At 33.1% G+C, this 23,018-nt stretch carries 25 protein-coding genes; 8 read left to right on the top strand and 17 right to left on the bottom strand.

All coding sequences use genetic code 11. The features are described 5' to 3' along the window. Positions 1-134: 134 nt before the first annotated feature. Positions 135-1,346 carry a cardiolipin synthase gene (cls, locus tag MHH59_RS08815; RefSeq protein WP_340851095.1) on the bottom strand — a complete coding sequence of 404 codons (1,212 nt, stop codon included), beginning with the start codon at positions 1,344-1,346 and terminating at the stop codon, positions 135-137. A 116-nt stretch (positions 1,347-1,462) separates the two neighbouring features. Here cls and MHH59_RS08810 point away from each other — a divergent pair, with 116 nt between their 5' ends. Next, positions 1,463-2,401, top strand: coding sequence for an esterase/lipase family protein (locus MHH59_RS08810; RefSeq protein WP_201056027.1), 939 nt, complete (start codon positions 1,463-1,465; stop codon positions 2,399-2,401). 44 nt (positions 2,402-2,445) lie between these two features. Here MHH59_RS08810 and MHH59_RS08805 read toward each other — a convergent pair whose 3' ends face one another. The 5 genes from MHH59_RS08805 to MHH59_RS08785 all read right to left on the bottom strand — a co-directional run bounded on the left by MHH59_RS08805 (position 2,446) and on the right by MHH59_RS08785 (position 7,557). Next, complete coding sequence (locus MHH59_RS08805; RefSeq protein WP_340851093.1) at positions 2,446-3,591, bottom strand: ABC transporter permease; 1,146 nt, start codon at positions 3,589-3,591, stop codon at positions 2,446-2,448. A gap of 1 nt (position 3,592) precedes the next feature. Beyond that, a complete protein-coding gene (locus MHH59_RS08800; protein ID WP_340851092.1) occupies positions 3,593-4,702 on the bottom strand; it encodes an ABC transporter permease in 1,110 nt (369 codons plus the stop codon). Positions 4,703-4,738: 36 nt separating this feature from the next. Continuing rightward, complete coding sequence (locus tag MHH59_RS08795) at positions 4,739-5,677, bottom strand: ABC transporter ATP-binding protein (protein ID WP_002086377.1); 939 nt, start codon at positions 5,675-5,677, stop codon at positions 4,739-4,741. A 136-nt stretch (positions 5,678-5,813) separates the two neighbouring features. Next, positions 5,814-6,914 carry a sensor histidine kinase gene (locus MHH59_RS08790; protein ID WP_340851090.1) on the bottom strand — a complete coding sequence of 367 codons (1,101 nt, stop codon included), beginning with the start codon at positions 6,912-6,914 and terminating at the stop codon, positions 5,814-5,816. 4 nt (positions 6,915-6,918) lie between these two features. Continuing rightward, complete coding sequence (locus MHH59_RS08785) at positions 6,919-7,557, bottom strand: response regulator transcription factor (RefSeq protein WP_002012250.1); 639 nt, start codon at positions 7,555-7,557, stop codon at positions 6,919-6,921. Between the two features lie 219 nt (positions 7,558-7,776). Between MHH59_RS08785 and MHH59_RS08780 the strand changes: the two genes are divergently transcribed. The 4 genes from MHH59_RS08780 to exsE are packed head-to-tail and all read left to right on the top strand — an operon-like array spanning position 7,777 to position 10,778. Beyond that, complete coding sequence (locus MHH59_RS08780; RefSeq protein ID WP_308027497.1) at positions 7,777-8,322, top strand: RNA polymerase sigma factor; 546 nt, start codon at positions 7,777-7,779, stop codon at positions 8,320-8,322. Beyond that, on the top strand, positions 8,319-8,762 hold the full coding sequence (locus tag MHH59_RS08775) for a hypothetical protein (RefSeq protein ID WP_002126705.1): 444 nt from the start codon (positions 8,319-8,321) through the stop codon (positions 8,760-8,762). The genes MHH59_RS08780 and MHH59_RS08775 overlap by 4 nt, the downstream gene beginning before the upstream one ends. Then, complete coding sequence (locus MHH59_RS08770; protein ID WP_016126754.1) at positions 8,755-9,825, top strand: hypothetical protein; 1,071 nt, start codon at positions 8,755-8,757, stop codon at positions 9,823-9,825. Before MHH59_RS08775 ends, MHH59_RS08770 begins: the two co-directional genes overlap by 8 nt. Continuing rightward, positions 9,822-10,778, top strand: coding sequence for an exosporium protein ExsE (exsE, locus tag MHH59_RS08765; RefSeq protein ID WP_002126702.1), 957 nt, complete (start codon positions 9,822-9,824; stop codon positions 10,776-10,778). The genes MHH59_RS08770 and exsE overlap by 4 nt, the downstream gene beginning before the upstream one ends. Positions 10,779-10,808: 30 nt before the next feature. On the opposite strand, the gene MHH59_RS08760 is transcribed toward exsE, so the two are convergent. Both MHH59_RS08760 and MHH59_RS08755 read right to left on the bottom strand, forming a co-directional pair. Further along, a complete protein-coding gene (locus MHH59_RS08760; protein ID WP_002086386.1) occupies positions 10,809-12,056 on the bottom strand; it encodes a DUF445 domain-containing protein in 1,248 nt (415 codons plus the stop codon). 153 nt (positions 12,057-12,209) lie between these two features. Beyond that, positions 12,210-13,547, bottom strand: coding sequence for a D-serine ammonia-lyase (locus tag MHH59_RS08755; RefSeq protein ID WP_002168690.1), 1,338 nt, complete (start codon positions 13,545-13,547; stop codon positions 12,210-12,212). A gap of 149 nt (positions 13,548-13,696) precedes the next feature. Between MHH59_RS08755 and MHH59_RS08750 the strand changes: the two genes are divergently transcribed. Continuing rightward, entirely contained in the window at positions 13,697-14,242 is a 546-nt protein-coding gene (locus tag MHH59_RS08750; protein WP_002012259.1) for a helix-turn-helix domain-containing protein, read from the top strand. A 56-nt stretch (positions 14,243-14,298) separates the two neighbouring features. Here MHH59_RS08750 and MHH59_RS08745 read toward each other — a convergent pair whose 3' ends face one another. From MHH59_RS08745 to MHH59_RS08720, 6 genes are all read right to left on the bottom strand, one after another. Further along, complete coding sequence (locus tag MHH59_RS08745) at positions 14,299-14,979, bottom strand: prolipoprotein diacylglyceryl transferase family protein (RefSeq protein ID WP_201056015.1); 681 nt, start codon at positions 14,977-14,979, stop codon at positions 14,299-14,301. Positions 14,980-14,996: 17 nt separating this feature from the next. Beyond that, positions 14,997-15,551, bottom strand: coding sequence for a TlpA family protein disulfide reductase (locus tag MHH59_RS08740; protein WP_002031090.1), 555 nt, complete (start codon positions 15,549-15,551; stop codon positions 14,997-14,999). 18 nt (positions 15,552-15,569) lie between these two features. Then, positions 15,570-16,283: a cytochrome c-type biogenesis protein CcdA gene (ccdA, locus tag MHH59_RS08735; protein WP_002031088.1), complete on the bottom strand. Its 714-nt coding sequence runs from the start codon at positions 16,281-16,283 to the stop codon at positions 15,570-15,572. A gap of 54 nt (positions 16,284-16,337) precedes the next feature. Then, positions 16,338-17,150, bottom strand: coding sequence for a M56 family metallopeptidase (locus MHH59_RS08730; RefSeq protein ID WP_002126694.1), 813 nt, complete (start codon positions 17,148-17,150; stop codon positions 16,338-16,340). Between the two features lies 1 nt (position 17,151). After that, complete coding sequence (locus MHH59_RS08725; protein WP_002031086.1) at positions 17,152-17,568, bottom strand: BlaI/MecI/CopY family transcriptional regulator; 417 nt, start codon at positions 17,566-17,568, stop codon at positions 17,152-17,154. Positions 17,569-17,693: 125 nt separating this feature from the next. Next, positions 17,694-18,092 carry a DUF3942 family protein gene (locus MHH59_RS08720; RefSeq protein ID WP_002031084.1) on the bottom strand — a complete coding sequence of 133 codons (399 nt, stop codon included), beginning with the start codon at positions 18,090-18,092 and terminating at the stop codon, positions 17,694-17,696. A 541-nt stretch (positions 18,093-18,633) separates the two neighbouring features. Here MHH59_RS08720 and MHH59_RS08715 point away from each other — a divergent pair. Continuing rightward, positions 18,634-19,332, top strand: a complete 699-nt coding sequence (locus MHH59_RS08715; protein ID WP_002031081.1) for a peptidase E — start codon at positions 18,634-18,636, stop codon at positions 19,330-19,332. Between the two features lie 53 nt (positions 19,333-19,385). On the opposite strand, the gene MHH59_RS08710 is transcribed toward MHH59_RS08715, so the two are convergent. From MHH59_RS08710 to MHH59_RS08700, 3 genes are all read right to left on the bottom strand, one after another. After that, positions 19,386-20,795 carry an MATE family efflux transporter gene (locus MHH59_RS08710; RefSeq protein ID WP_002086395.1) on the bottom strand — a complete coding sequence of 470 codons (1,410 nt, stop codon included), beginning with the start codon at positions 20,793-20,795 and terminating at the stop codon, positions 19,386-19,388. 228 nt (positions 20,796-21,023) lie between these two features. Further along, the gene (locus tag MHH59_RS08705; RefSeq protein WP_002126691.1) at positions 21,024-21,788 is read right to left on the bottom strand and encodes a DUF2087 domain-containing protein; all 765 of its coding nucleotides are present in this window, start codon (positions 21,786-21,788) and stop codon (positions 21,024-21,026) included. A 343-nt stretch (positions 21,789-22,131) separates the two neighbouring features. After that, positions 22,132-22,320, bottom strand: coding sequence for a hypothetical protein (locus tag MHH59_RS08700; RefSeq protein ID WP_012260704.1), 189 nt, complete (start codon positions 22,318-22,320; stop codon positions 22,132-22,134). Between the two features lie 132 nt (positions 22,321-22,452). On the opposite strand from MHH59_RS08700, the gene MHH59_RS08695 reads away from it, so the two are divergent. Beyond that, positions 22,453-22,875, top strand: coding sequence for a PH domain-containing protein (locus tag MHH59_RS08695; protein WP_201056003.1), 423 nt, complete (start codon positions 22,453-22,455; stop codon positions 22,873-22,875). Positions 22,876-23,018 lie beyond the last annotated feature (143 nt).

Below are 23,018 nucleotides of genomic sequence, written 5' to 3'. Positions count from 1 at the left end.
CTACCAATAATAAATTATAAAATAAGAAAGAACCTTCTGTTTTTGAAGGTTCTTTCTTACTTCTCAACTTTTTGAATAAACAATACAGCTTTCTATTTACTATATTCTACATTTCCAGTATTCCAGTTAAATCATCACAAATAAAAATCAACCAATCCCGCAAATTTCTCCTTACAACGCTCCCAAAAAGATAACTTCTCAAAAAACTCTTTCGTCATTTCTTTCGAGTCATGAAAATCTTGTGTTAACGCCTCATTCACTTCTGATACGATAGATCCACCATGAATATACAAATTCATCTCATCATTTATATAGAAACTTCGTGCAGTTATGTTCGTTGTACCGATAACAGTTAGTTCATTGTCAATCAGCATTAACTTTCCATGAAACATACCTTTTTTATAACCATATACCGTAATCCCGTTATTAACAGCTTGACGAATATAAGGATACGCTGCCTCTTTAATAAGAGGAATATCTGGTTTATATGACCATAGTATTTTTACTGTAACACCACGTTTTTGCGCTCCAATTAAAGCATTCATTAATTCTTTATTTTTCGCTATAAAATAAGGTGTTGTAATTACAATTGAATGTTTCGCTTGTTTTATTAACTTTATATATTTTTCAACGACGTGATGTCCATTGTAGCTAACCATCGTATGTAATGTATTCCCTTTACTCGCTTTATTCGTACTTCTTTTTATATGTTCTTTCGTATCTCGTTTCCAATCTAAAGCGAATTGCTCTTCTAAATCTTTTGCTCCTTCTCCTCTAAGCCGCACATGATAGTCACGCCAATATCCAAATCGCTTATCTTTCCCTAAGTACTCATCCCCCATATTAAAGCCACCCGTATAGCCAATCTCCCCATCAATCGTCGTAATACGACGATGATTACGATGGTGAAGTGAATAAAATCCGAATGGCAATTCAGGTTTTCTACTATATGTAAAATGTACACCACTTTCCCGCAATTCATTTTTCATCTTTCTTTCAAATGATAAATCATTAATGCGATCAACTGATAAATAGACGTTTACTCCTTCTTTCGCCTTCTCCTTTAATAAGTTTAAAAAAGTATGGCTACTTTTATCATCCGATAAAATATAAAAATAAGTGTAAATAGATTGCTTCGCTTCACTTATATCAGTAAATAACTGTTTATAAAACGACTTCCCTTCTACATATAATTGAAAGTCACTATAATGAGATGCATACTCTGTCGGCATATTTTTCCCGGCTTCCATTTTCCTTCCGAGCATAACGTCAATATGCATCCAAATTAAAATAACAACGAAAATAGCAACAATAATAGAAGTGACTCGCACTATTTTTTTAATCATTTTGATTTCCTTCCACTCATATTACTTACTATTTCGTAGTGTTTCATTAAAATAAATTTTCATTCAAAATGCATTTCCTACTTTTTGGATGTTACAAAGTTAAAGGAGAGCAGAATATGAAAATAAGAAAAACTCCTATTATTTTTATCCCAGGTCTTTTCGGTTCAATGAGTAATATTATTATTCCTGGTACCGGTAATTGGAACTTTGGCCTTTCTGCTTTTATTTATGAACCATTCATTATGATGTTAGAAAGTATAGGCTATGAACGAAATCAAAACTTGTTTATCTGTTTTTATGACTGGCGTCAGCGTATTGCTTTTTCTACTCAAAAATATTTATTAAAAACGATTGCTTATGTTAAAGAATTTACAGGGTGCGATAAACTAAATTTAGTTTGTCATAGTATGGGTGGACTTCTTGCACGTTCTTACGTTCAAAGTGAAGAATATGAAAATGATGTGGAGCAACTTATTATACTCTGTACACCAAACGCTGGATCTCCCCCCAATTATAGTTATTGGACTGGAGGTACTCTCCCAGTACATACATCTTCTAAAATAAATATCGTTCATTTTTATATGGAACAATACATTCACTACGTAAGCACCTTACACAAAATGAATAAAGTTGAAGCGATACACCGTTACTTTCCAGGATTACAAGATGTTATTCCTTGTAAAGATTACGGAAATTATTTATTTATAAGATCCGGCTCTTCTATTACATTTCTTCCTTATAACAAGATGAAAACGAAAAATCCTTTCCTCGATACATTAAATGAAAATAGATTTATTATACAGAAAAGAAATATTGAAACTACACTTATTGCAGGAGATGGAGTAGAAACGATTCAATATTTACAAGTCGTCCCTTCACATTCAAAACTAGAATGGACAGACGGAAAAGTCGTCGGTGATATACTTACAAAACATGGTGACGGTAACGCTGTTCTACATAGCGTTTTTCTTCTAGAAGGAAATAAATATGTTGTGCATGCTTCACATAACGAAGTGCTCTACAAAAGCATTCCTATATTACAAAAGATACTTTAAATTACGAATACAAAAAAGGTGTGGCATTGCGCCACACCTTTTCATTAAATGAAGTTCCTTGTATCATTATTTCTTCCAAACTTATAAATCGCAATTAAGAAGAACGCTATCGCAAAGGCGAATAAGATTAGAATATTTAAATACAACTCTGAAAACGGAATTCCTTGCTGTAGTTTTGAAATCGTATCTAGTAACCAACGCTGCGGAAGGAAATCAGCTACTTTTTGTACTGCTTTCGGCATAATGTCGTACGGGAAATAACATCCAGCAAGTAAACATGTTGGTACTATTACTATATTTTGCATTGCATTTGAAGCAGTTGAACTTTTTGAAAAAGACACAATGACTAACGATAAACCAATTGCAATTAAAGCGAATATCATAAGCACACCAATCATAACTATGAAAGGCATATTTATAGTTGTGTGAAAAACATTCGTCATAAAGAATACTGCAATTACAATTTGTACTGTTAATATCATCATATTTACTGCGACATTAGATAATATAAATTTCTTTCCGTCAATCGGCGTTGATAATAATCTAAAATACGTTCTGTTCTCTTTTTCTTTTAAAATAAATCCTGATAAGTTCACTGCTGAAAATAACATAAACATAATAAGATAACCCATCGTTTGATTTGTCATATCTTTATTTTTTGAAGTATCTTCAAGTGTCTCAGACTTTACTTTAAATGAACTTTTTTGATAACCAGCGTACATACTATTAAACGTACTTTGATCGGCCCCTGCCACTTTACTAATCGCAGCGATGTTATCAACATAGTTATATAAATACGATTTTATAAATCCTGTTACTTGATCGCCTTTAATCGATGAAATCTCAATATGACTCGGTTTCCCTTCTCGAACACTTTCAGAAAAACCAGACTGTAATGTAATAACACCATCAAGTTTTTTTGAAGTGAGTTTATCTTCCACTTCAGATTCCTTAATTTTACTAACATTTACATGATTGAGTCCTTCTAAAAATTTCACTGTATCATTTGCGATAGGTTGATTTTCTTTATTTATAACCCCAATATTTAACGTTCCTTGCCCTACATTCCCATATATCGAAAAGGAAATGAGCGTTCCTATTATCGGCAAGCTAATAATAATGAGTAACCCCTTTTTATTTTTCAGAAGCACAGATAACGTTTTTTGTATGAGCCATAAAATATCTTTCATACTATAGCCCCTCCCGTCTACGTAATGCAATAATCGCAATTAATAAAAAGAGTGCTGAAATTCCGAGGTTTAAAAATATTACTGGCAGTGCCGCCCCTATGTCATTTGCATAAATAATTTTCATAATGGCTGTGTTGGCCCACGTTAATGGCGATAAATTCGTAACGACATTTTCTTCCACTACGAAATACGCACCACCAAAAATAGAAGCTAATTGCACAACAACCATAATAATCGCTCTAGATGCCTCACCTGTTTTTGTAATAAATCCGATTCCTAAACCGAAGCTAATTGCTAGAAAGACTTCTGTTAGTAAAATAATAAATATGATTCCAATATGGTCGCCCCAATTCGCTTGAAAAACAAATTTACTAAATAAAACGACGAGTAATAGACAAAGTGCATTCGCTACAAGACTACCGAGCACTTTCCCAACGAAAATCTCAGCTTTACTTATAGGTGCTGCAATTAAACGATCTCCTGTTTTACGTATTCGTTCTCCTCGAATTAAAAAACTCGCCCCCATTGCAGCGTACAGTGCAATCATCGTCGTCATTACAACCGCATAGTAATCCATAGAACCTGGTTTTTTAGCAGCTTGTAAAGATGTTTCTTTAATATAATCATTATGATTTCCGTTTGAAATAACTGCGCTAACCTTACTCGGATCTACTTTTGCAACTTCGGCCGCTACGTTGTACTTATCAACAAATGTTGTAAGCATGCCTTCCACAATACTTCCCTCAATACTACTTTTGTCACTTCCGTAAAATTTTGCACCATCTTTATTTAACTCTACATAAGCAGCATATTTATTTTGCTTCACTTCTTCTTTCCCATCTATACCTTCGGAAACTTTTTTAAAATGAATACCTGATTTATCGACTTCTTTCGTAAACGCTTCAAACGATTGAGAAAACGTGCTACTCGCTTCATCTTTATATAGCACTTGTATATCCTTAATCGCTTGACTATCGCTATTAAATGCATTCGTTAACGCTGTTCCTAACACAAGCATAAGTACAATTGGAAATGCTAACATAAAAACTAAAGTTCTTACGTCCCTGAAATCTCTTTTAATGTGCATCACTGCAATGTTAAAGATGTTCAATTGATGAACCTCCCTTTACCTTTTCTTCATTTACCTTTATTTATCTCGTAAGTTTCTTCCAGTTAACGTAAGAAATACTGTTTCTAAGTTTGGAGCCTGCTCCTCTAACGAACGAATTTCAATGTCATGATTAATGAAATGCTGAATAATTTTATTTAAATTATTTAATCCTGCATCCGAGTTTACCTTGATTACGTTCTCTTCAATTTGAACAGCTTTCACACCATTTATCTCTTTTAAATTTTCTACATCTAAGTTTTCTACTGACTTTACTTCAATCCAAATATCTTTCGTATCTGTAATAATCGCTTTTAACTGTTCTTTCGTTCCTTCTGCAATTACTTTACCGTGATCGACAATTGCTATTTTCGTACAAATCTCTTCTACTTCTTCCATGTAGTGACTCGTATAAATAATCGTACTTCCCATTTCATTTAATTTTCGGACAGACTGAAGAATGTAGTTCCTTGACTGCGGATCAATTCCAACTGTCGGTTCATCCATAATAATTAACTTCGGTCTATGAGCGATTGCACAAGCGATATTCAGTCTTCGTTTCATCCCGCCAGAAAAGTTTTTCGGATAACTTTTATGTTTATCACTAAGGCCTACAAATTGAAGTGCTTCCTCTACTCTCGCTTTTAGCTCGGCTCCTCGTAATCCATACAATCCAGCAAAGAATTTCACATTTTCATAGGCAGTTAACTCTTCATAAATCGCAATATCTTGCGGAACGATACCAATATTCATTTTCGCAAATCGATTATGTTTCTTTATATTTTTTCCTAGTATGCTAATTTCACCTTCATTACTTCTTAACAAACCAGCAATCATATTAATCGTTGTACTCTTACCAGCACCATTCGAACCTAAAAAGCCAAATATTTCTCCTTCTTTAATAGATAAAGACATATTATCTACCGCGATGAAATCACCAAATTTTTTCGTTAAATTTTTAATTTCCAATGTGTTCATCATTTCACCCCTATTTCGGTTTCTCTGCTTTTATTATAAACAAAAAGAATGAACCTGCTCAGTGCAGAAGTTCACTCTTTTCACATGAGATTATTCACTTTTTTCATATGAGATGATTCATCTTCGTCTCATCCTCTTATATCGGCAATAACATTGTTACTGAAAAACCACTTGTTCCATCTACAATAATTTTTCCGTTTACTGATGCTGTTCGCTCCTCCATCCCCATAATACCGAGGCCTTTCTTAACAAGAGCTGCACCTTTACCATTATCCTTCACTTGTACTTTCACCATCTTGTTCAGTACATGAATATCTATTGAAATGACTGTCGCATCAGCATATTTCATCGCGTTTGTTAGTGCCTCCATAACATTTTCACCAATAATCTTCCACTGAATTGGTGAAATCATATCTAAGTTCCCTTTATATACGAATGGAATATTTATATCATGCTTACCAGCAAATTCCTCTATGAATAATTTCATACGATGAATACCAATTTGCTCAGTTGGTGGCTTCATATTTTTTAATGTAATCCGAATGCTTTCAATTCCATCTTTTGAAATATGAATGGCATTTTGTAATAATTCCACAGATTTTTCTTTATCTATTTCCATTAATCTCTTTGCTGCTTCCATTTGAATTAGTGCACCTGTCATTGAGTGACCGATTTTATCATGAATTTCTTGAGATAGTCGATTTCTTTCCTCTAATTTAAATGTGTATTCAGATTGCCTTATGTAATCTTTATTTTCATTTAAGCTTTTCGTAAGTCTTTGTATGTCTTTTCTCATTTTATCATTTTGCATGTCTAGTTTTAATAATCGTGCTATATAGCGATGAGCTATCGTTAAGGAAAAAAAACAAAATGCACTAATCAGTCCATACGTCATTTGAATACCTTCACCTATAAAAATAATAGGAAGAATCATAATGAAAAAGATTAACCATTTCTTTTTTATGTAATAATTTGCAATTTCATATAAGTTCAAAGGTAAAAACAAAATAAAAAACGGATGAACCTTCCATGTAAATAACATAACTACGCCAATTGACACACAAGTTAATATGTTTTTGTACGTATCTTTTTTAAATATAGAGATCAACACATTGACAGAAAGATATAAAAGCAAAGTAAGTATAATCCACGGTAAGTTCGTAACATTTAAATGAATGTAGCTAAACACTATATATAAAAAGACAATAAGTTTACTTACAGTTAACCAAAATTCCATAACATTAATCTACTTTCCCTGTTAAGTAATAAATCGCAATTTGTGTGCGATGTTCTAGTCCAGTTTTCCCTAAAACTGATGTAATATAATTTGCAATCGTTCCTTCAGATATGAAAAGTTGCTTCGAAATTTCTTTATTTGAGAAACCTTTCGCAATTAATGCGATAATACTAAGCTCTCTTTCTGTGAAAAGGCTCTTATCAATTTTAGATTCTTCCTCTTTACTTTCCATTAAATTAGACTTAATTTTATCAAGCACTACATCTTGCATAACAGTTTGACCGTTATAAACTCCTTTTATCGCATCACGAATCCGCTCCGGATCATTATTTTTTAATAAATAACCTTTCGCTCCGTTTTTTACTGCATCCAAAATATATTCATCATCATCAAACGTCGTTAAAATGAGAGGCTTCGTTTTTGTCTCTTCACAAATTAACTTCGTCGCCTCTACCCCGTTCATGTTTGGCATACGAACATCTAAAAGCGCAATATCAACTTCATACTTTTTACAATACGCTACAGCTTCTTTTCCATCATTTACGGTATCTAATACTTCAAACTCTTCATATGTATTTAAAATAATTTTCATACCTTCTCTAATAAAAGAATTATCATCGGCTATTAATATTTTAATTTTCATGTTTGTTAGTATGGACCTTATCCTACTAACATTCACATCCTTTCTCCATGTAGCATTTCCTCTTTGCTCATTATATACTTCTCTTTACCATTTTTTCACACCTTTTTCATATAGTCCTCCTGCTAAAAATATATTATTCTTTTTTTATAACATGTGTAGGGTGACTTATCATTTCTTACGTCTATATAATAGAATGCGTCAAAAAGGAGGGAGAGACCGATTGAGGAAAAACAATTAGTTGCAAAAGCACAGCAAGGAAGCGAACATGCTTTTCATATCCTTGTACAAACATATCGTCATTATATTTTTCAAGTTATCTTTTCCATTTTAAGACATGAAGAAGATGCTAAAGATGTTACACAAGAAGTATTCGTAAAAATTCACGCCTCTCTCCAAAATTATCAATTTCGCGGATTAAAAACGTGGATGGCACGTATTGCCACCAATCACGCTATTGATTATAAGAGAAAAAAAGCTAGAGAAAACGAAGAACTCTCCTTATGTAAAGAAACTGCGGAAAATATAAAAGCCTCTCATAATATCGAGGCTTTATTATTGACGAAAGAGCAAAAATTACTCATTGCTCAAAAACTGCGAGAACTTCCCGACAATTACCGTGACGTCGTTCTCGCACATTACTTAGAAGAAAAAAGTTATCAAGAAATTGCTTTGCAAGAAAATATTGAAGTGAAAACAGTCGAAATGAAACTGTATCGGGCAAGAAAATGGATTAAAAAACATTGGAAGGAGGAAGAGTTTCTATGATGCATTATTCAAAAGAAGATTGGCGCAATTATACATTAGATGTTATATCAAACAATGAACGTGAATCTATGGAAGAACATCTTTATGAATGTGATCATTGTTTAGCACTTTATATGGAAAGTATTGATGAACAACACGAAAACCTTCCAATGATAAATGATGATTCATTTACGAACGAAGTTATGACGCAAATTAATTTTGAAACGTTACAGCCTAATGAAAATATAAAAACAAACTCACTAAAGCGCACAATTATTCACTACATAATTGCGACTGCGGCTACAATTATTTTTATGGTAAGTGGTTTATTCCAGTATATCTTCACAGCGACATCAAATTTCGAGAAATCTTCAAAACATAACGAGTCTTCTATCTCACAACAAATTGTAAACAAATCGGTAGACACATCAAAAAAGGACGGAGGTTCAAAGCATGAATAAAAATCCCTTTTTAGCACTTGTATTAGGGCTAATTCCTGGGCTTGGACATTTATATTTAAAGAAATTCGGACGATTTATTTTATATAGCGGAGGGGCTTTATTTCTATTTATCTTTGCAGCATTTTGTACAATAGCATTAGGAGCGCGTGATATTGCTTTTCTTTCTCTATTTTTACTAGTCGTGTTATGGGCGATCAATTTATTAGATTTAGTTGTCACTATTATTAATCAATCGAAAAAACAAGCAGCCGGAGAATTTACAGAGTCCTCTAAAGAAAGCGAACGATTTTATATCATTCTTCTATCAATCATTCCTGGGCTTGGTCATTTTCAATTAGGACTTATGCAACGCGGACTTACATTTTTAGTCGCTTGCACAGGAATCGGAAGTATGATTATATTCGTTGCACTCTTAACATCTCAAGGAAGTTTCCTTATCTTCCTTATTACGTTACCTGTTTTATGGATTTATAATTTCTTCGATGTTGTTCAGCAACTACAGAAAAAAGAACGTGGCGAGCAATTAGTTGATCGTACTATTTTTGAAGACTTTGAAGAGCACCGAGAACAAGGAAAGAAAAGTAAAACATTTGCTTCTATTTTAGCGATGTTCCCTGGAGCAGGACATATGTATTTAGGCTTACAACGCCGTGGTCTTCAGCTTATGGCAGCCTTTTTACTATCCATTTATTTACTCGATTTATTAAGACTCTCTGCGTTTTTATTTTTAGTACCAATCATTTGGTTTTATAGCTTTTTTGACACATTACAGCAAACGGCCAAATACGGAAAAGAACGCGTACATGACGAACCTATCATCGACTATTTTATAAATCATCAAAGATGGATCGGTATCGGTTTAATTACACTCGGTGGTTATTATTTATTAGATCAAACAGTCCTTCCTATTTTGAATGATTATTTTGTAACTATATTTAATATTCATCTTAGCGAACTATATTATCGCTATTTCCAAACATCTATCGTTGCTCTCCTTTTAATTGGTGGCGGCTTTAAATTGTTACTTGGAAATAAAGAAAACAAAGGTGGTACAAACGAATGAGAACATGGCGCGTTGGAACATTCTCAATGGGGCTTTCCATTATTACATTAGGTTGTTTCTTACTATTTTCAGTTATGAAAGGCACTCAAGTATTGGATACATTAACAGCATGGTGGCCTGTTTTACTTATTATACTTGGCGCTGAAATTTTACTATACCTTCTATTTTCTAAGAAGGAACAATCATTTATTAAATATGATATTTTTAGTATTTTCTTTATTGGAGTTTTAGGAAGCGTTGGAATTGCTTTTTACTGTTTATTATCAACTGGATTACTAGAAGAAGTTCGTCATTCTATTAACACAACTAGGCAAACGAGTAATATTCCAGACGGACAACTTGATATACCTGAATCTATCAAAAAAATCGTAGTGGATGCGGGGCATCACCCTCTAACGATAGAGGGAAATAATACAAATCAAATTCATCTTTTTGGAACATATGAAATGACGACAAAGGCAAATGAAAAACCTAATTTAAAACAAGAGGATTTCCTTTCAGTTCAAACGGCTGGAGAAACGATGTATATAACGTTAAAACCATTACCGGTTCAGCATACGTTTTTTAACTTCGCACCACAGGTGAAACAAACACTCGTTCTTCCGCAAAATAAAAATGTAGAGATCCGCGCTTCGAATAACGAACTATCTCTTTATCCAGGTCAATTACAAAATAATTGGTTTGTACAAAACAGTTCAAACGTATCTGTTCATTTAACTAAAGAAAGTGATGTTTCTTTAACAGCCGTAACAAATCAAAAAGAAACTCACGGAAACACACCTTGGGAACAAGTAGAAGATTTAGCGAAAAAAGAAAATAATTCTTCAGAAGAAAATCCAGAATTAAATGGGCAAGAACATTGGTATAAAAACTCGATAAAAACAGGAAATGGAACGTACAAATTAAATATTGAGAAAGCTTATAATTTAAATATGAGCGTTATCGAAAAATAAGAAACCTTCCACAATTGTGGAAGGTTTTTCTCATATAATCGCTTTTATTCCTTCTAAAATTAATCCAATCATAAAACCACAAACAGCCCCGTTCACACGAATCCACTGCAAATCTTTACCGACATTATTTTCAATCATTTCGATTAATGTTTTATCATCTAACTTATCAAGGTTTTCTTGCACAAGCTTTCCAATTTTCGAATGATTCTTTTCAACAATAGTAACAACTTGTTTTTGTAACCAATCTTCTATTTTTTGAACAGTCAGTTCGTCTTCTTTTATTTTATTCATTTGTGTTTGTAAGAATGGAACAACATATTTATCAGCAAATTCTTCATTCTTCACAAAGGTAACTGCCCTACTCTGTACTTGCTCTAGCATTTCTTTTATTTTGTCTGTAGCATCCCAATTTGCAATCCATTTTTCTTTCCACTTCTCTAATTCCTGTAATAAAGATTCATTTTCTTTTACATTTATAATCTCTTGACGAATTTTCGCTAATATAAGTTGTCTTGTGCTATTATCTGCATCTTGTAAGCTGTTAATATTACTAATGATAAACTTCTGCAAAATGCCGCCGATTTTATCTTCATCTACAATATTCATAAATGATTTCAAAGTAAACTGCAGGAATCCATCTACTTTTATGTTTTCCATCGCCTTCATACCTAAGCTTCCGAGCTGATAACGTGCTTCATCTTGAGCCGTCCAATCTTTCACTTTTACTAATATGTAATCAAGTGTTTTTTCATCATATTCTTGCACTACTAATTGATCCACTAGAACTTGTAATATGTTACTTGTGTTAATTGTATGCAAATACGTTTTTAATTCTTTTTCAATAATAACTGCTAATTTTTCTGTATCTATTTGAAGAATCGCTTTCTCAGCAATTGTTACAATTCCTTTTTTCACAGCGTCAGACTGTAACTCTTTCTCAGCAATTTGCAGTACCATTTGTGCTAGCTGCATTTCTTTTACTTTACTTGTAATACTTTCTTTCGTCAGCCATTCATTTTCTAACGTAGAAACGAGACCCTTTGTTACCCGTTTCCGATTTTTAGGTAATAATGCTGTATGTGGAATTGGAATGCCCAACGGATGACGGAATAAAGCTGTAACCGCAAACCAATCCGCAAGTCCACCAACTAACCCAGCTTCAAATCCCCCTTGAATAATCTCCCCAGCTACCGTTCCTTGAAAAGGGATGGAAGCCGCAAAACCTACGCCCATAACCCCAAGCGAAATACCCGCTATATATTTAGTCTGTAATGACATCGTATACACATCCTCTTATTATGTAAAATAAAGCTTTTTGTTATTTTTATTCGATATTAGCAATCCTTTATATCTATACTATAAAGAACTAGTGCGAAAATAACAAAGAATTTTATGTACATGAAAAAAATGAGGCTGTAAATAGCCTCATTTTTATTTACACGTTAATTCCAAACCTTTCTTATAATACCCATTCATCACGTCTTCCGGAACCATACTCCCACCAGTTCCCCACACAATATGAGTACCTTTCTTCACCTTCTCTGTTAACTGTTGTTTTTGTAAATACTCATTTTCAGCTTTACATACATTCAACGGCCCTATCATACCCGCTAATGCAGAAGGCTCTAAATAAATATTTTCAGTATCAGCCAGTTCTTTTAATAATCTATATAACTCTTCATCACTTACTGTATAATTTCCACTCAAAAATGGTTCCATCGTTTTACCGACAAATCCAGATGGTCTTCCTACTGCAAGCCCATCCGCATCAGTTACATTGTCAATCCCGATATCTTGAACGGCAATTTTATCGTGAAGCCCTGTCATTAAACCGAGTAACATACACGGAGAGTGCGTAGGCTCCGCAAAGAAACAGTGCACATTGTCTTTGTACAATAACTTTAAACCAAATGCTACTCCGCCAGGCCCGCCACCTACCCCGCACGGAAGATAAACGAATAAAGGGTGCTCTTCATCTACTACAATTTCTAACTCTTCTAATTGTTTTTGTAAACGTGATGCTGCTACTGCGTATCCTAAAAATAAATCATGTGAGTTTTCATCATCAACAAAATAACAGCTAGGATCTGCATCTGCTTGCAGTCTTCCTTCTTCTACTGCTTTACTATAATCAGCTTCATATTCAATAACGTTTACACCTTTACTTCTTAATAAATCTTTTTTCCATTCTTTTGCGTCTGCCGACATATGAACAGTCACATTAAAACCTAATTTCGCACTCATAATACCGATGCTAAGCCCTAAATTGCCAGTAGAACCTACTGCAATTGAATACTTCGCAAAAAAACCTCTAAATCTATCACTATCTAAAATTGAATAATCATCTTTCCCTGTTAACATTCCATGCTGAAGTGCCAGTTGCTCTGCATGTTTCAGCACTTCGTATATTCCGCCTCTAGCTTTTATTGATCCTGATATCGGAAGCCCGCTATCACATTTTAATAGTAATCCCCCTAAAATAGGTTGCCCATAACTTTTCTCTAAAGATTGTTTCATAGAAGGTATTTTCACTAAAGGTGATTCTATAATACCGCCTGTTTCCTTCGTTTCAGGAAATACTTTCGCAATATATGGTGCAAAACGCTTTAATCTCTCTTCCGCGTCTTTTACATGTTCTTCATTAAGTGGCGAATTTTTTATTGCTGTTTCATACTTTTCCATATTCGGGTTTATCCAAAATACTTCTTCTGTTGCGATTAAGTTATTTACTAGTGGATATTGCTCTTTTAATGCCTCTATCTCCTTCATTCCTCTTCCTCCTCATATCCTTGTAGATAGCCATATAATAAATTATAATTAAATTAATTTTAATATAGTTTAACATAAATAATTCATTTTAGTTAATTTAAATTTAATTTATTTAAATATAATTTAATAATTATTAAGGAGCATTTATTATGGAAAATATAGATATTGGTAAAAAGATTGAAAAACAAAGAAAAGAAAAAGGATTAACTAGTAAAGAATTAGCAAAGATGGCCGAAATCACACCATCAATGCTTAGTCAAATTGAACGTGGTTCTGCTAACCCTTCTATTCAAACATTAAAGGTACTTGCAAAAGCTCTTGATGTTCCAACATTTAGTTTTTTACTTGAAGAAAATAATACAGACGATTTAATTGTACGTTCTCATAAAAGAAAAAAAATGATTATCGATAATTTATCATATGAATTGTTATCACCTGATTTCACAGGAAATTTAGCAACAGCAATTATGACTATCCCACCGAATACTGCTTCATCCGAAAATGTTCTAGAACATAAAGGTGAAGAATTAGCATTTGTATTAGACGGAAAAATCACATTGCACTTAAATGAAGAAGAATACACATTAGAAACTGGTGATAGCGTAAAAATACCAGCTTATTTAAAACATAAATGGGTAAATCAATTCGAGAAAAATGCGATTGTTTTATTTTCTGTTACTCCGCCGATTTTTTAATTCATATGATGATACAAAAATAGCCATGCATAGATGCTCTCCGTGCATGGCTACTTTTATTTTTTTGGTACGAACAAAATCCCTAGACTAATAACACAAAAACTGAGTATTTGCTGTATTGAAAGACCAACTAAAACCGAATTTTGTTCACTAATAAGTGAAATAATGGTATGAGCAATTCCCTCGCAAATTAGAAAAAAGCTTATATTCTTTCCATTTCCTAATCTTTCATTTTTAATCCATAACGAGCCAATTATACCGAGTGCGAGTATAATCTCATACATGAAAATAGGATGATACAAAAATTTTGATTCATATATTTTCATCCCCCACGGCAGTGTCGTTTGTGCACCTACTTCTTGATGGAATATAAAATAAAAGATTATACTCACGCAAAATCCAAAAGGTAATGTATCAAGTAAAATCCGAAGAGAAAATTGCTCTTTTTTACTTTTCCAAACAATATATATACTCGCAATCACGCACCCTACTATAATATGCTGAATACTTCCTACAGCTAATAATGCTGGCATTGGCGCCCCAATGGCCCATACCGGATTTAAAATTGCCGGTGCGAATTTCCATACTAATACAATGATAAGAAAGCCATTCGTTACTGCATCCATCATTTTTTCATATTGAATATTTTGCTTTTTCATCCTTAGTTTCATTAGAGTAAATCCAAATAAACTTCCTATTATAAGAGAAACGGGTTGTAACCTCACCATCCACTCCATCACTATGAAATCCCCTCTTAATTCTCAATTATTTTCTTAAACTTCTCTTCTAATTGATCTGGAGGTAATACACCTCGTGCATGATCTACAATAATTCCATCTTTATTAACAAAAAATGTCGTTGGTAAAGAAAATACTTTATAATCTATTCCAGCTACTCCGTCCATATCTAATAGAACAGGAAATTTAAATCCGTGACGATCTGCAAATGCGCTCGCTTCTTGTACTGGATCCCCGATTGTTGCATTTACCGCAAAGATTTCAACATCCTCCTTATATTTATCATACAAACGAACTAGATCAGGAGCCTCCATTTCACATGGACCACACCATGATGCCCAAAAATTAATAACATATGGTTTTCCCTTTGCATCATTTAACGAATAAAGCTTCCCATCTAATCCTTTTAATGTTATGTTCGGCGCTTTAAATCCCACTTGTGGTAATACTTCCTTCTCTTGTAACTCCGCTTGTTTCGCTTTTCTTTCTTTTTCTTCTTTCTTAGTATTATAAAAGTTAACTCCGGCCCAAATTAGTGCCCCAGCTAGTATAATAGCAATTAGTTTCTTCACTTTTCTTCCTCCTCATTTCTAAAATCCCGTAAATCCGCCGAATAGACGAATAAAGAACGCTGTAATTTTCGTCATTTGATTTGTATATAATAAAACCCCTGTTAAAATCATCATTCCACCGCCGATTTTCATCATGACATTGGCATAAGTAACAATCCATTTTACCTTTCCAATAAAAAATGCCATCACGAAAAACGGAACTGCAAAGCCAAGAGTATATGCCGTAATATAAAGAAGCGCACTTTCCGGATTGGTCGCCCCGAGCATAAGCACTGCAGAAAATATCGGACCAACACACGGTGTCCATCCTGCTGCATATGTCATGCCGACCAAAACTGAGCGAATATATCCTGTCGATTTACTTCTATACTGCACTTTTTTCTCTGCCATAAGCCACTTAGGCTGAAACAATCCAGTCATAAATAACCCCATCAAAACAATAAAAACCCCACCAATTTGTTGAATCAATCTTTGATTAGATGAAAAAGTAATCCCAATCCAACTCACCGATAAACCTAACGCATAAAATATAACCGAGAAACCGATCATAAAAAATACTGTATGTATAATCGCTGACTTTTGCATAATCCCACGATTTTCTTTTAAATCTTGAATAGACACACCTGTAATATATGATAAATAAGATGGATATAGCGGTAAAGAACATGGTGATATAAATGAAAGTATCCCAGCCCCTACTACTAGCCAAATTGTTAAATCCGCCGCATTCATTTTATTCCCCCTAAATACACTACAATGCGTAGTGTTAATTATTAAAAAAAGAGGCTATATGCACTCTCCGACAATAAGTACAATCGACATACAAAATAGCCCTAACGTTACATATACTGAATTTGTATGTAATGGTATATTCAGCTTAACAACTTTCTCATTCAACACTTGCTCAATTCGTAAATTAATTGCGGTTTTCGCAAACGACGCTGTAATACATTGATTTTCCATCGTCTTTATTTTAATTAACTTTAATAATGCACTACCTAGCTCAAATGAAGATTTCATTTTTTGCATCGCATATTTATCTGCTGATAGCTCTTGATATACATGATAACGCTGCAACATCCCTTTTAATATAGGAATATACATCATTCCCTCAGCTAACAATGTAAAGAAAAATAACTTTAATGGATCTCGATTTTTTTGATGATATTCCTCATGTAATACAATCGCATCAATTTCTTCCTCTGAAAATGCCTGAAACATTCCTTCTGAAATGACAATTTTCGGTCGAAATAATCCAATTGTAAATGCCGTAATCTGTAACGTTGATAATACGTACACTTGCTTTCCTTTTCTAGTAATAGACACGAGATTTCTTTTCAATCTTTTACTATAAAAAAATTGCTTCCAAATTCTTTTACTCATAATGATTACAGTAAATAACAGTAATCCGGCTATCATTATACGAAGTATTGATAGTTCCCTCATATGTTTTTGTAATTCAAATAAACAAAATTGAGAAAGGAAAAATGCTTTATTTTGAAAAAGAAATGGGTATGTAACGTAGTATACTAACATGCTTAAAAAAAGCACACTAATAGTCACTGCTAACAAAACGATTTTACGCATTTGCCACTTCATTTTATCGGTCCTCTTTTTTTAGCCGACTTAATTTCTCTTCTAATTTTTTTATTAAAGATGGATCAGCTTGTTCTAACTCATCTATCATATGGTTCACAACAAGATCTCCAAATTCACCCATTAATTCCTGTGTCATTTTCTTCGTTTGATTAGATAAAAATTCTTCCTTCGTTTGTGTAGTACGATACATACCACTTCTTTTCACAATATGCTTTTCTAAATGTGCTTTCTCTACTAATCTGTTCATAACTGTCATTACAGTATTAAAATTCACCGGGGATTCTTCACTTAATCTCTGTTGCACATCTTTAATGGTAATACCCTCAGTAGCCCAAACAATTTCCATTATTTTCGCTTCAAGCGGTCCGAAAAAGTGATTTAACCCTTGCTCATTTAACTTGTAGTTTTGAGTAAACATCGTATGGCCCCTTTCACACTACAGATTGTAGTATAAAATATATAGAAGGTCAAACATAAATGATATTAACTGATACTTAAATGAATCCTAATCTCCACTAATTAGTTATCTGTACCACGTTCGATTCATTGTAAACCTAACTTCTCTCCAAATGTATCATAGAGATAATATTCTAATATTTGCACACTAAATTTCTCATTACGCCCAAGTGCAAATAATTCCCGATCTTTAGCTACGATAGTATCTAATGGAATCACCACATTATCCACTATTTTTGTAATTTCAATTATATTACTTTCTACGTTTACTTCTGTTTTAAATTCAATATTTTCTAATACTATATGTGAACGTCTTCCTGATGCAAAAAAAGTAAAGTTAGGGTTTTTAAAAATTCCAATTTCACTCTCTAACGGATATAAATATTTATAAATTATATCTCTGTGTCCATCTTTTATTATTTTTTCATCTTTTTCATCATCTAAATATTCTTTCACCTTCGCTGCGAACTCAAATCGAAAATCCACTCTTTCACGCTCCCTCTTTTTAGTCTACGCTAATAAATATATTAATATAATTTAACTATATTATAAAATAAGTTCCTATAAAAAGTAAAAAACACTTTTGTAAAACTTTTGGTATTCCCTGTACTTTTTAAATATAAATACTCTTTCAACATTCATTAGTACGTCGTTATATTCATTTAAACATATTGTTCCCATATTTTGAAACAATATTTTCCAGTATTATATATCAATAAAGTGAAACTTTAATCAATGGGGGGTGTTCATCCCCCATTGATTATTAGCCCACACCAATCGGGCGTTTACGGGCAGCAGGGCTCCCGCCTAACTGCTTTGCTCCAATCGAATTTTGAGACGGGAGTTTACTGCCCGCAAATAGCGGGCTAAACTGCTTCTAATTCCTTTCTATCCACAGCTATCGACTCCTTATGCTATTTCAATATATTGTTCACTTTATTTCCCCTTATTCATTAAATCACAGAAGGAATGTAACTCCCCACTATCGAATTTTTACATAACAAATATTATTAGGTGGTGCTTTACTATGAAATTAGCAGTCATTGGTGGCGGTGATTTACAAGATCCAAATCACTTGCATATTAATGAACGACTTATAGAATTAACGAATAAACAATACCCAAAAGTATTATTCATTCCTACAGCTAGTCGTGATGATGAAGGATATATAAAGTTATTTTTAGCAACATTTGAAAAGCAATTACATTGTGAGGTTCAAATTTTACGCATTTCTACCGAAACACCTACTAAATATGAAATAGATGAGATGATTCATTCTGCCGATTTAATTTACCTTGGCGGTGGAAATTACGTTCACATGCTTGAACAATGGAAAGAACATAAACTAGATGAAAAGTTACTATTTGCTTTAAAACGTGGAACACTTATTGCAGGATATAGTGCCGGTGCTATGTGCTGGTTCACATCTAGCATTCGTTCAGATTATGAAGGTTCCGGTTATATAGAAAGTAGTGGCTGGGGTATTGTTAACAAAAGATTTTGTCCCCATTACAATCAATTAAATAGAATGAATGCCTTCCATACGTTTTTACAAACTCACCAAGGTAATATAGAAGGTATTGCATTAGAAGATAATTGCGCTTTATATATTACAGAAGGTTCATTTGAAATTATCGGTGAGCCAGATACAGCTTGGGAGTTTTATATGAATAATGGAGAACTCATTAGACAACATTTTGACATAACTTTAAAAAGTTATTTATAAGCATTCATAAAAAAATGTCCCTAAGTATAATGACTTAGGGACATTTTCATCTTTTAACTCACTAATCGTGTAATTCGTTTCTTCTGCCATGAAAGCTTATAATATGCATACTGTAATATTAAGCTGACGATGAATGCAGCTGGATACCCAATCCATATCCCTTCTATTCCAAGGCTCGTATGGTAAGAAAGATAATACGCCACAGGTACTTCAACAAGCCAAATTGATACAACACTGATTACAGTTGGCCATAGTACAGTACCACTTGCTCGCATTGTCGCACTAATAATTTGTGCATGACCGAAAATTAAGTAGCTCCATAATGTAATCATGATTAGACTATGAGCAATGTCAATTGTATTTTGACTTGTTAAAAATAGTGCTAAAATATCTCTTGAGAACAAGTAAATAAGAGATATTAATACACCACCAATGATATAATTCATAATAATTCCGGCCTTAACAACTTTCTGTAATCGATCAAATTGGTTCGCACCAATTGATTGCGCTGCAAAAATTGATACGGTAATGCCGAGGCTAACCGCTGGCATTTGTACATAACTTGCAACTTGGTTCACAACACCATACGCCGCTGTTGCATCTGAACCGTACCGATTTACAAATGCGATTACCGCGATCTCTGATAATGAAACTAATATCATATTAATACTCGCTGGAATACCGAGGCGTAACAATAGTTTTAATAACTCCCAGTCCATACGAAGATATTTTCTTACTGTCCCGTCTAATTGTAGTGGATGATTTTTCTTCTTTAAATACACTAGCATGACAATAAACGTAATAACTGTAGATATAACTGAAGCATAGGCTGCTCCGTAAACATCTAATTTCGGAGCTCCTAACCAGCCAAAAATAAGAATTGGTAATAAAATCATATTTAGCGCTGTACTTACGATTAAAAAGTAAAATGGCGTTTTTGAATCTCCTGTACCTCTCATAAATGTTGTATATGCAAAATATAAGAATAACACTGGCATAGATATAAATAAAATTCTTGCGTAATGCACACTTATTTCAATAATATTTTCTGGCGTTCCCATAAGACGCATAATATCCATCGCAAAAATACTACCTATTATCGCCAACACGACTCCGATAATAAAAGTAAACGTAAGCGTCGTACCAACGATAGCTTTTAAGCGCTCCTCATTTTTAGCACCAAATGCCTGACCAATTAAAATTGAACTACCAGAACCAATTCCAATTACAAATGAAACGAGTAGGAAAAATAACGGGAAAAATGCCGATATAGCTGCTAGATCATTTACGCCAAGCCATCTTCCTACTACTACCATTCCAAATAACTGTCCAACTGATTGTAATACATTACTTAAAAGTAACGGCACTAAAAACATGGACATCGATTTCCATATCGGCTTATGTTCTGTTTCTGACTTCTGCGACTCTACACCTTCTTTATTGTTATCTGTAGGTGGTTTCAAATTTCATTTCTCCTTTTATTTAAAATCTGCACAGTTAAATCCGTGCTCAAATAGTTGTAATTACTCCAACCATTTCTATACTGTTTGCTCGTCAAAGTAATTGCCTCTTCCACTCACTATTTTCAAATTCATCATAGAACTTTAACATATTTTTCGTATCTGTAATCCTCTATCTCTTTGTATAGTTGTTTTTATTATGTGCATCTATTCATTTTCTTCTCTTCATTCTTATAACTTCACCCAATATTGGCTTCCATCAGCTGTTCTATCTAAAAAACCATATTCGATTAAATATCTTCTCAAAGTTACAAAATCCGGATATATATTTTCTAAAACTGTATTCACTTCTTTTTCAGTATACTTTTTATTACTATCGAATTTCTTCACTAAATGACGTAATATAATCAATTTACGCTTTTGCTTTTTCGGAAATTTAGAAAGCGGTCCATCCAAACCTTCTGTAAAATGCACTGTTAAAACTTCAGCATTTTCTTCCTCTGTAATATTGTATCTATCATCCACCATCGTAGCTGTTCTATGAATCGGTACAAATTTTGTTTGAACTTTTGATTTTTCTTCTGACAATTCCATTAACGCTAAAAATACTTTCGCTTGCTTCATTTTCTCGCGCAATGTAAATCGATGATTGCGAATCGTCGATGTGCTCCCGCCATCCATTTCTTTTACAATCTCTTTATCGTTAAGTCCCATATGGAAAAACTGAACCATTTTCTTTTGCAAATCAGTTAAGCCTGTAAACTTTTTATCAAGATTTAATAAATATTCAAACATAGATGTATGCTCATTTTGAATATGCAACTGTACAAACTTCTCTGCTTCATACAAAACTTGATTTTCTTGATAAATAACCCCTTTAATAAACGTTTCTCCACAAGCTAAACAAACATACTCCTCTGCTTCCTCGTCAAATACATACCCTTTCTTCAATTCCTCTATCGACGCATCCCAAAACTTCTCTGAAATATCACTCATACTAAACATTCCTCCAAAGGGTTTATTAAAACCATAAACAAATTACGATACCGTTTATTACCACTCCATCATCTTACCATACAAAAAGCAAACAATTCAATATTTCGTTTACCTATTTTACAAACTTTTATAAAAATATCTATTTACACGTTATAAAAAGGACTTATCCCAACAAACAGCGAATGTGTTTTTAGAAACCACTTATTATTAAGATGTGAAATATGCTGTTCAATATTTAAGTGCTACAAACCTAATTCAACATGGAACCGGCATTCACACATTCCAAAACTTCAGCATTCAATTTTAACTACAAAAAAGGTGTTTCCATATACGAAAACACCTTTTACCTTTTATATATTTTATAAACAACCTCTACTAAAACTTTACTTGCTTTTACAAATACATGTTTTCGATTTCCATCCTCAACGAATCTATTTGAACAACCACTAATCATCATACAACTAATTATGACTATTACTTTAATACTTTTTCTGCAAATCATTTTATGCAACTCCACTTTTGAAAACTCCATTCAAATTTACCTCATCAAAAAAAGTTTACACGAATAATGAAACGTAAGAATATGTAATGTTGCATATTCTTACGTTTCATTACAATATTGTGATTTAATTATTTTAATGACTGGTATACCGAGGTGATTTACTTGAAATTTAAAGCGAAAAAAAATCCATTTCATATCATTTTAATCTCATTGTTTTTAGTCGTTTTTTTCATTTCTCTATTCTTTCAAAATGAGAATTCTATTTTTTTCACTCTCATGATGCTCTTAAATATCGTGAATCTCTCTTCTTTCTATTTTTCTCATTACAAAATAACGGAATCTGCCCTTATTGTTAAACATGGTTTCATACTCCGTACTGAAATTCCATTTAAAAATATACGCCACATTAAATACTCTGGTAAAAAGCTTCGTTCAGAAAATTGGACAAGACAACAAATAGAAGTTCATTATAATTTATTCGACTCAGTAACATCTTTCGTACCACAAGAAGAGGAGAAATTCATTTCACTCTTAAAAGAAAACTGGCCAAATGTGAAAATAATCAATAGCACCTCAAATGAATAATTTTGTTTGAGACAGTTCAATGCTATTAGGATAACTATATAAGAATTGAATATCCTCCCCAAGTAAAACCGCCGTTTACAAATTTATTCTCCCCTCAGGCTAACTCCCCAATAGTTAGTCTATTTTTTATTACATAAAGATAC

Origin of the sequence: Bacillus sp. FSL E2-0195 (assembly GCF_038003645.1) — a bacterium.
Classification (GTDB): Bacteria; Bacillota; Bacilli; order Bacillales; family Bacillaceae_G; genus Bacillus_A; species Bacillus_A mycoides.
This window is presented reverse-complemented; position numbering and strand designations above follow the sequence as displayed.